The organism is Nocardia cyriacigeorgica, assembly GCF_010858045.1.
In the GTDB taxonomy this organism is placed as follows: Bacteria; Actinomycetota; Actinomycetes; order Mycobacteriales; family Mycobacteriaceae; genus Nocardia; species Nocardia cyriacigeorgica_E.
Genome location: NZ_JAAGVC010000022.1, coordinates 72,859 through 83,009, shown reverse-complemented (window position 1 = coordinate 83,009; position 10,151 = coordinate 72,859). Strand labels below are relative to the sequence as shown.

Annotated in this window: 7 protein-coding genes; all 7 read left to right on the top strand. The window is 68.8% G+C overall.

The window, feature by feature from the left end; all coding sequences use genetic code 11:
* Positions 1-981 (top strand): protein translocase subunit SecD (gene secD / locus GV790_RS18910; RefSeq protein ID WP_163814648.1); only part of this gene is annotated, 981 nt, incomplete at its 5' end.
* A complete protein-coding gene (gene secF, locus GV790_RS18905; RefSeq protein WP_163814647.1) occupies positions 978-2,168 on the top strand; it encodes a protein translocase subunit SecF in 1,191 nt (396 codons plus the stop codon). The genes secD and secF, both read left to right, overlap by 4 nt.
* A 17-nt stretch (positions 2,169-2,185) precedes the next feature.
* The gene (locus tag GV790_RS18900; protein WP_163814646.1) at positions 2,186-3,916 is read left to right on the top strand and encodes an ABC transporter substrate-binding protein; all 1,731 of its coding nucleotides are present in this window, start codon (positions 2,186-2,188) and stop codon (positions 3,914-3,916) included.
* A 32-nt stretch (positions 3,917-3,948) separates the two neighbouring features.
* Complete coding sequence (locus GV790_RS18895; protein ID WP_178128106.1) at positions 3,949-4,521, top strand: adenine phosphoribosyltransferase; 573 nt, start codon at positions 3,949-3,951, stop codon at positions 4,519-4,521.
* 279 nt (positions 4,522-4,800) lie between these two features.
* Positions 4,801-7,218 (top strand): RelA/SpoT family protein, encoded by a 2,418-nt coding sequence (locus GV790_RS18890; RefSeq protein ID WP_163814645.1) that lies wholly within the window; start codon positions 4,801-4,803, stop codon positions 7,216-7,218.
* A 429-nt stretch (positions 7,219-7,647) separates the two neighbouring features.
* Positions 7,648-9,168, top strand: a complete 1,521-nt coding sequence (locus GV790_RS18885) for a cutinase family protein (RefSeq protein WP_163814644.1) — start codon at positions 7,648-7,650, stop codon at positions 9,166-9,168.
* Positions 9,169-9,225: 57 nt separating this feature from the next.
* Positions 9,226-10,137, top strand: coding sequence for a hypothetical protein (locus tag GV790_RS18880; RefSeq protein ID WP_175585943.1), 912 nt, complete (start codon positions 9,226-9,228; stop codon positions 10,135-10,137).
* Positions 10,138-10,151 lie beyond the last annotated feature (14 nt).

Below are 10,151 nucleotides of genomic sequence, written 5' to 3'. Positions count from 1 at the left end.
CTGGTCACCTGCGCGACCGACGGCAGCGAGGTCTACCTGCTCGGCCCGAGCCGCATCGACGGCCAGGAGATCAAGGACGCGACCTCCGGCCTCAACCAGCAGCAGGCGCGCCACGAGGTCACCCTGGAATTCAAGTCCAGTGGTTCGGACGCATGGGCCGACCTCACCGGTGAGTACGTCTACAAGCGGGTGGCGTTCGTGCTCGACTCGCAGGTCGTCAGCGCGCCGGTGGTACAGCAGGGCCCGCAGCAGGGTGGCAGCACCCAGATCTCGGGCAACTTCACCGCCTCCAGCGCCAAGGAACTGGCCAACACGCTGAAGTACGGTTCGCTGCCGCTGTCGTTCCAGACCTCCGAAGCCGAGACCGTTTCCGCCACGCTCGGTCTGTCCTCGCTGCGCGCGGGTCTGATCGCCGGCGCCATCGGCATGATCGTGGTGCTGCTGTACTGCCTGCTGTACTACCGGATGCTCGGCTTCCTCGCCGGCTTGTCGCTGGTCGCCGCCGGTGTGGCGGTGTACGGCCTGATCGTGCTGCTCGGGCGCTGGATCGGGTTCACCCTCGACCTGGCCGGTATCGCGGGTCTGATCATCGGTATCGGTATGACCGCCGACTCGTTCGTGGTGTTCTTCGAACGCATCAAGGACGAGATGCGGGAGGGCCGTAGCTTCCGGTCCGCGGTGCCACGCGGCTGGGCCCGCGCCCAGCGCACCAACCTCTCGGGTAAAACGGTCAGCCTCATCGCCGCCGTCGTGCTCTACATCCTGGCCGCCGGGCAGGTCAAGGGCTTCGCCTTCACCCTCGGCCTGACCACCGTGCTCGACGTCATCGTGCTCTATCTGGTCACCGCGCCGCTGATGATGCTGGCGTCGCGCTCGCCGTTCTGGGCCAAGCCGTCGGTGAACGGCCTCGGTGTGATCCAGCAGATTGCCAGGGAACGCGGCGCCGGCGGACCGGCGCTGGTGAAGGAGACCGCACGATGAGCACCTCGAGCCCGACCCTGGAGCCCGACGCCCCCAACCGGGCGCCCGCCCCGCGGCACAGTTTCTTCGAACGCCTCTACACCGGCACCGGTGGCTTCGAGATCGTCGGCCGCAGGCGGCTGTTCTACACGCTGAGCGCGATCTTCCTGCTGCTGTCGATCCTGAGCATCGTCGTGCGCGGCTTCACCCTCGGCATCGACTTCGCCGGTGGTTCGCGCATCCAGCTGCCCGCCAGCGACACCGCGACCACCCAGCAGGTCGAGGACGTCTACACCGAGACCATCGGTCACGAGCCGGTGACCGTACAGAAGGTCGGCTCCGGCGATTCGGCCACCATCCAGGTGCGCTCGGAGACCCTCGACCTCGAGCAGACCGCGGCCCTGCAGACCGCGCTGTTCGACGAATTCCAGCCCAAGAACGCCGACGGCGAGGTGACGCGCAACGCGATCAGCATCGCCGAGATCAGTGAGACCTGGGGCAGCCAGATCACTCGGCAGGCGGTGATCGCGCTGCTGGTGTTCGTCGTGCTGACGATGATCTATATCGCGATCCGCTTCGAACGCGATATGTCCATCGCCGCGATCGCGTCGCTGTTCTTCAACCTCATCGTCACCGCGGGCATCTATTCGCTGGTCGGTTTCGAGGTGACCCCGGCCGCGGTGATCGGCCTGCTCACCATCCTCGGCTTCGTGCTCTACGACAACGTCGTGGTATTCGACAAGGTCGAGGAGAACACCCGCGGCGTGCTGCATCTGACCAGGCGCACCTATGCCGAGCAGGCGAATCTGGCCGCCAACCAGACCCTGATGCGATCGATCAACACCACCGTCATCGGCATCCTGCCGATCATCGGCATGCTGGTCATCGCGGTGTGGTTGCTCGGCGTCGGCACGCTGAAGGATCTGGCGCTGGTGCAGCTGGTCGGCATGATCGTCGGCGCGTACTCATCGATCTTCTTCGCCGTCCCGGTGCTGGTGTCGATCAAGGAACGCTTCGGTCCGGTCGCGGCACACACCAAGAAGGTGCTCGCCAAGCGGGCCGGCGCGAGCGGCGCGAAGGCGGGTGCCGGCCGTCGTGCGGGTGCGGTGCCCGCCCGCGAAACTCCTGAGACACCGCGGCGTACCCGCGATACCGGGCCGCGTCCCGGGGCCCGGCCGAGCGGAAAACGACACCGGAAGAACCACTGACGACAGGGGGTCGGGTCATGCGTCAGCCGCGAGGTTTCCTGCGCAGGCCGCATCGACTGCTCGCGGCCACGGCCGCCGCGGCGGTGGCGGCCGGACTGGCCGCCGGATGCTCGAGTGAAAGCCAGGTCCCGTCCATCGGATTCGCCGTCGACGCGGCTGTCGCCAGCTACAACGGCGGCAGCACGCTCGGCGCGAGCACCGGCGCCACCGCGGTGTTCGGCCGGGTGCTGACCGGCTTCTTCTACACCGGGCCGGACGGCCAGCAGGTCGCCGACACCGACGTCGGCACCGCCAAGGAGGTGCCGGGGGAGTCCCAGACCATCCAGTACCGGCTCAACCCCGACGGCGTGTACTCCGACGGCGTGCCCACCTCCTGCGATGATCTCGTGCTGGCCTGGGCGGCGCGCAGCGGGCGCTTCACCCGGCCCGGCGACGGCGGCCCGGTACCGCTCTTCGACGCCGCGAGCACCGCCGGATACGAGGACATCGAGCGGATCGAATGCCTGCCCGGATCCAAGGACGCGACGGTGGTGTTCCGGCCCGACCGCCGCTACCTGCCGTGGCGCAACCTGTTCACCGCCGGTGAGCTGATGCCCGCGCATATCGCCGCGCGGGCGGCGAATGTGCCGAATGTGGTGTCGGTGATGCAGTCCGGCGACCCCGGTGCCATCCAACGGCTGGCGGATTTCTGGAACAGCGGTTGGACGCTGGCCCCCGGTGAGCTGGACGTGAGCCGCTTCCCGTCGTCGGGGCCGTACCGGATCGAATCGTTCACCGAGGACGAGGGTCTGGTGCTGGTGGCCAACGAACGCTGGTGGGGCAACAAGCCCGAGACCGGTCGTGTGGTGGTGTGGCCGAAGTCCACCGATCTGGCGGCCAAGGTGGGCGAGGGCGCGGTGAGCGTGGTCGATATCGGGGCCGGGTCGGTGCCCGGGCTCGAGCTGGGCGGTTTCGAGGTGCAGCAGGTGCCGGGCCGTGGTGCCGAGCAGCTGGTGCTGTCCACCGGCGGTGTGCTCGGCTCGGTCGAGGCCCGGCGCGCCTTCGCCTCGTGTGTTCCGCGCCAGGCGCTGTTCGACGAGCTGGGCAAGGTGCCGGAGGCCCCGGAGTCGGGTCTCGGCTCCGGCCCGCTGAACTCCCGTATCCTGCAACAGGATTCGCTCTACTACCCGGCGATCATCGGCGGCGCAGAACCGTATCGCAGCGTCGATGTGGACGGGGCGAAGGCCGCACTGGCGGCAGCGGGCGCCCCGGCGCTGACCATCCGCGTCGGCTACCAGACTCCCGACGACCGCCGCGCCCGCACCGTGGCCAAGATCGCCGAATCCTGCAAACCCGCAGGTATCACCGTCGTGGACGCGGGCGCCCCCGATTTCCGCCCGGCCCAGCTGTCCGCCGGAGCGGTGGACGCCGTGCTCGGAAGTACCGCGAGCGTCCCCGGCCCGGCGGGCTCGCTGGACGGCGTGGCCGCGACCAGCGCGTTGCGGACCGGTAGCGGACTGAATTTCGGGCGATTCGGCAACGGCCGTTACGATGCGATCACCGATCAGCTTGCGGCCGACGACAACTCGACCACACGGCTGAATCTGCTCACCGAGGCCGAGGGCCTGCTGTGGGCGCAGCTGCCGAGCATTCCGTTGTTCGCCACGCCGCGCACCATCGCCTTCGGCAACGGTTTGCAGAACGGCATCGCGGCCCCCACCCAGGCGGGTACCGGTTGGAACATGGACCGGTGGGTACTGAAGCGGTGAGTTGTGGGTGATGTGACTATGGAGAGGTGTCGATGAGCAAGCACGCGGCGATCGAATCCGACGACGCAGTCGCCGAGCGGACAAGCAAGGCCGCGCAGATCGTCCAGCAGCTGACCCGCTGGCGTGACGACTTCCCCGAGCCCGGCGTCCGCTTCGCCGATCTCACCCCGGTCTTCGCCGACCCCGAAGGCTTCCGCACCGTCATCGACTGCCTGGCCGCCAACGCCCCCGACGCCGACCTCGTCGCCGCCGTCGACGCCCGCGGCTTCCTGCTCGGCGCAGGCGTCGCCGCCACCCTCGGCACCGGCGTCATCGCCGTCCGCAAGGCGGGCAAACTGCCGCCCCCGGTCGTCACCCGCGAATACGACCTCGAATACGGCAAGGCCGCCCTGGAGATCCCCGCCGACGGCGTCTCCCTCGTCGGCCGCCGCGTCCTGCTCCTCGACGACGTCCTCGCCACCGGCGGCACCCTCGCCGCCGCGGCCGATCTGTTCACCCAGACCGGCGCCGAGATCGTGGCGGCCGCGGTGGTGCTGGAGCTGGAAGCTCTCGGCGGGCGCAAACGGCAGGGCGACTACCCGCTGTCGGCCATCGTCACGGTCTGATCGCGAGCGAGCGACCTCCGTCCCGTTCCCGGGACCGGCCGGCGATCGGGTTGCCCGGTCCGCACCGCCTCGCCGCTGCTGGCCACCCCGGGTGCCGGCAGTCGCGGGCAGGGGAAGAGCGGGCTCCCGTTCGAGCGTTGTACTTCGGTACGGCAGTGCCAGTAAACGGGTTCGGCAACCTGTTGCCGAACGGCTGGCCGAGGCGAAGGCTAGAGTTGATGGTCTGGGAGGTTGCGGTGGTCGGATGAGGTTCCGGCCACGGCGTGGAGAGGTGGTGGCATGACTCAGCATCTGGGCGAGGCGAACGTCGAGCAATCGGCTGCCTCGCGGCCCGGCGGTGCGCCGGCCACCTCGTCCGATGGTGCAGCGGCCCAGCCCGCGCGACCCGCGACCCCAGGGCCCAATCCCGGTGTGGTACGCCAGCCCGGCGCGGCCGCGGTGCCGACGTCGGCGTCGCGGCGGGTGCGGGCGCGGCTGGCTCGGCGAATGACCGGTCAGCGCGGCATCGCGGCGGTCAAACCGGTGCTCGAGCCGCTGGCCACGGTGCATCGCGAGCTCTACCCGAAGGCGAACCTCACGCTGTTGCAGCGGGCCTTCGACGTCGCCGACGAACGGCACGCCAAGCAGTTCCGCAAGTCCGGCGACCCCTACATCACCCATCCGCTGGCGGTGGCCAATATCCTCGCCGAGCTCGGCATGGACACCACCACGCTGGTCGCGGCACTACTGCACGACACCGTGGAGGACACCGGGTACTCGCTCGAGCAGCTCACCGCTGATTTCGGTCCCGAGGTCGCGCACCTGGTCGACGGCGTCACCAAGCTGGACAAGGTCAATCTGGGGGCGGCGGCCGAGGCCGAGACCATCCGCAAGATGATCATCGCGATGGCGCGCGATCCGCGCGTGCTGGTGATCAAGGTGGCCGACCGGCTGCACAATATGCGCACCATGCGGTTCCTGCCGCCGGAGAAGCAGGCCAAGAAGGCGAAGGAGACCCTCGAGGTCATCGCGCCGCTGGCCCACCGGCTCGGCATGGCCACCGTGAAATGGGAACTCGAGGACCTCGCGTTCGCGATCCTGCACCCCAAGAAGTACGACGAGATCGTGCGCCTGGTCGCCGACCGCGCGCCCTCGCGCGACACCTACCTGGCCAAGGTGCGTGCCGAGATCGTCAACACCCTGGCGGCCAGCCGGATCAACGCCGTCGTCGAGGGCAGGCCCAAGCATTACTGGTCGATCTATCAGAAGATGATCGTCAAGGGTAAGGACTTCGACGACATCCACGACCTGGTCGGCATCCGCATCCTGTGCGACGAGGTGCGTGACTGCTACGCCGCCGTCGGCGTGGTGCACTCGCTGTGGCAGCCGATGGCCGGGCGGTTCAAGGATTACATCGCCCAGCCCCGCTACGGCGTCTACCAGTCGTTGCACACCACCGTCGTCGGCCCCGACGGCAAGCCGCTGGAAGTGCAGATCCGCACCCAGGACATGCACCGCACCGCCGAGTTCGGCATCGCCGCGCACTGGCGGTACAAGGAGACCCGCGGCAAGCACTCCAGCGATACCGCCGAAGTCGACGATATGGCGTGGATGCGCCAGCTGCTCGACTGGCAGCGTGAGGCCGCCGATCCGGCCGAGTTCCTGGAGTCGCTGCGGTTCGACCTCAAGGCCCCGGAAATCTTCGTGTTCACCCCCAAGGGTGATGTGATCACCCTGCCCCAGAAATCCACCCCGGTGGACTTCGCCTACGCGGTGCACACCGAGGTCGGGCACCGCTGCATCGGTGCCCGGGTCAACGGCAGGCTCGTCGCGCTGGAACGTCAGCTGGAGAACGGCGAGGTCGTCGAGGTGTTCACCTCGAAGGCGCAGAACGCAGGCCCCAGCCGCGACTGGCAGAGCTTCGTGGTCTCCCCGCGCGCCAAGGCCAAGATCCGGCAATGGTTCGCCAAGGAACGCCGCGAAGAGGCGCTGGAAAGCGGCAAGGAGCAGATCAACAAGGAAGTCCGCCGGGTCGGGCTGCCGCTGCAGCGGCTGATGAACGTCGACGCGATGAACGCGGTCGCCAAGGAGCTGCACTACACCGACATCTCCGCGCTCTACACCGCCGTCGGTGAGCACCAGGTCTCTGCGCACCACGTCGTGCAGCGGCTGATGGCCCAGCTCGGCGGCATCGGCGATGTGGAGAACGAACTCGCCGAACGCTCCACGCCGTCGACCACCCCGGCCCGCCAGCGTGTCTCCGGTGACGCAGGCGTGCTCATTCCCGGCGCCGAGGGCACGGTGGCCAAGCTGGCCAAATGCTGTACCCCGGTGCCCGGCGACGAGATCATGGGCTTCGTGACCCGCGGCGGCGCGGTGAGCGTGCACCGGGTCGACTGCACCAACGCCGGTTCGTTGCAGGCCCAGTCCGAACGCATCATCGACGTGGAGTGGGCGCCATCGCCGTCGTCGGTGTTCCTGGTGGCCATCCAGATCGAGGCGCTGGACCGTACGCGGTTGCTCTCCGATGTCACCAAGGTGCTCGCCGACGAGAAGGTGAACATCCTGTCCGCCTCCGTCGCCACCCACGGCGACCGGGTGGCGATCAGCAAGTTCACCTTCGAGATGGGCGATCCCAAGCATCTCGGCCACATTCTCAACGTCGTGCGCAATGTCGAGGGCGTCTACGACGTCTATCGGGTGACCTCAGCAGCCTGATCCAGCGGCCTTCGGCTGGGTCGTCGCCCAAGCTTCGCAGGGCTGCCGCAGGCTGTCCAGATGTCATGGGGGCTTGGCAAGCTCGTCGACGAGTTCGGAAACTTTGGCACGGTTTCGCATCGCCGCGCCGTGGCGTATCCGGGGTCGAGCGGTGCGCCGTGTAAACTTTCCTCCGCTTCAGCGGTGATAGCCGGAATCTGTTACGGTCTATTGCGTTTCACGGCGCTCAGGTAACTTCTGCAATACGGATTGCGGGTCGCTATGGCTGGATGCACGACACGATTTTCGGGGCTGCTGATCGCGCTCACCGTCGCTGTGTCGACCGCTACCGCGGGTACGGTCACGGGCGGTGTGGCGGCGGCGCAGGCACCGAATGTCGCGGGCCCGTCGACGAATTTGCCGATTGATAGCTGTCCTGCGCTGTATGCCTTGGGGATTCAGGGCACCGGCCAATCGTCCCCGGACGCCGCACCCACCACCGACACCGGAATGCTGTCCACGGTCTTCCTGCCGATGATGGCCGAAGCCCCAGATGACGGGCTCGTCGAGCGCGCTTACGTGCCTTATGAATCCGGCTTCGGCGGTGCCACCGGCGGTGGGGTGGTGCCGTATTCGGAATCGGTAGCCGGAGGGTTGTCGAGGCTGCGCAGCATGGCGTCGTCGGTGGCCGAACGCTGCCCGAACACCAGGTTCGGCATCGTCGGCTACTCCCAGGGCGCGCACGTGGCCTCGATCTTCGCTCAGGAAGTCGGGCAGGGTAGCGGCGTGCTGCCGCCCGAAAAGGTCGCCGCGGTAGCGCTGTTCGCCGACCCGACCCGCAATCCGGGCGCACCGCTGTTCCCCGGTGCGCCGGGCAAGGCCACGCCCGACGCCGCGCCCGGGACCGCCGGTGCGGAACTCGCGCGGATCGTGGCGCTGCCGCAGGCACCCGCCAGCGGTGGCGGCATCGGTCCCGAACGCGACAAGGCCGAGAACTTCGGCGCGCTCACCGGGCGGGTGGCCAGTTTCTGCGCGGCAGGCGATCTCGCCTGTGACGCCCCGGAGGGCGCGCCCATCCTGAAAGCGGTGGCCACGATCGCCGGTCAGGCCAAGCTCAGTGGTGGCGATCCGATCGCCTCGCTGGTCTCGGTCGCCCAGGCCCTGGCCTACACCTCGATCAAGACCGCGACGAAGGTGGTCAACGAGGATATCCAGGGCAATTCGCTGGCGAGTCTGTCGATCTCGCCGAAGAAGTCGATCTCCCAGCGTCTGGCCGATGCCGCCGACCCGCGCACCCCGCTCGACATCCCGGCCGCCCTGCGCGCCCTGCTCAAAGTGGGCATGATCGGACTGAACGCCGTGGTCACCGTGGTGCGCACGGTGCTGAACCCGGCCGCCATAGCCGACTTGGCCACGGCCGGGCTGAGCAATCCGCCCGCCGCGTTGCTCGCCCTCGGCACCAAACTGGTGGGCGCGATTCCGCAGCTCATCCCGCCCACCACCGGCGTGCGCCTGGTGAATCAGGCCTTCGACGCCGTGGTGCAGAACATCACCGACAACAAAGAACTGCTCAATACCACCACCTGGGTGCGGTATTGGGATACCGTCCAGCGGCACGGTGCCTACGGCACCGCCACCGTGTCGGCCGACGGCGACGCTCCGACGAAGTTCGTGGCCGACTGGTTCGCCGCCGTCGCCAGGGATCTGGCCGGCACCTTCGGTTCCGATACTGCGCCCCAGCCGGGCTCGGAGACCACGCAGGACGCCCCGCGGGCGCCCGCGCCGGGATTCACCGAGCCCGGCCCCGGCGCGTCGACTTCACCTGACCAATCGGGTACGGGACAATTTCCCTTTGGGACAGGAGTCGACGGCGCCTCCTTTGGCGGCGCGACTGCGGACCGAACCATCGAACCGATCGCGACGACCGAACGACCCGACACACCCACCACCTACCCGTTCTCCACGAACTGATCGCCGAGAGGGTTCGACGATGCGACACCACGCGCCCCGATCTGCGGGAATGGGGGAATGTTGAAGTCGTACAAACATCTCGATCGTTGGTACGACGCCCTCGAGCCGGACGCCGGGTCGAGCGCCCCGGCACGCCCCGCCGAGGAGAGCGCGCCGGTCGCGGACGAGGACGACGGCCCCGCGAGGTACCCCGACTACATCCACGACGAGGAACCCGTCGCGCCCCCCGAGCCGCCCGTGCGGCGCAGCGAATTCACCGGCGGCTGGTCGGACTGGGTGGCCGACCGCGCGCCCGGCCCCGACGACGACTACACCCCGCGCAATGGTGACGTGGTCCGGTTCCCGTGGCCCGACGACGATCCGGAGGAGATCGCCGAGCCGGTGCGCCTCGGCGCGGCGCGCGACCTGCGCACCGCGGTGAAGAGTTCCGGTGGCGGCCGGACGCGCGCGGTCCTGGTACTGCTCGCGACGGTGCTGCTGCTGGCCGCCGCCGCGGCCGGCGTGCTGTATCTGCTGGGCGGCTCCGGCGAGCGCCGCGCCGGCGAGGAGACCGCGGTCCAGTTCACCGCGGGCAGCTCCGATTCCGCCGCCGGGCCTGCGCAGCGGTGTCCGACCGAACGCACCGACGAGGTGGTGCGCAGCGCGGAGGCCGGCGGCACCGGCTCCGGCCCCGACGCGATCCTGCGCTTCCAGTACGCCTACTACGTCGACCGTTCCGCGGCGCTGGCCCGCGAAGTCGTCGCTCCCGACGCGCCGGTCTCGCCGGCCTCGGTGATCCAGCGCGGCATCGACAGCATCGCCGAGGGCACCACGCACTGTGTGCGCATCGTGACCCTCGAACAGGGCCGCTACTCGGTCGAAGTCACCGAATACCGGCCCGATGGCCAACCGGCCACCTACAGCAAGCAGATGGTCACCACCGCGGTGATCGGCGGCCGCACCCTCATCACGGGTATCACGGCCGGATAGAGGGAGAGCAGAGC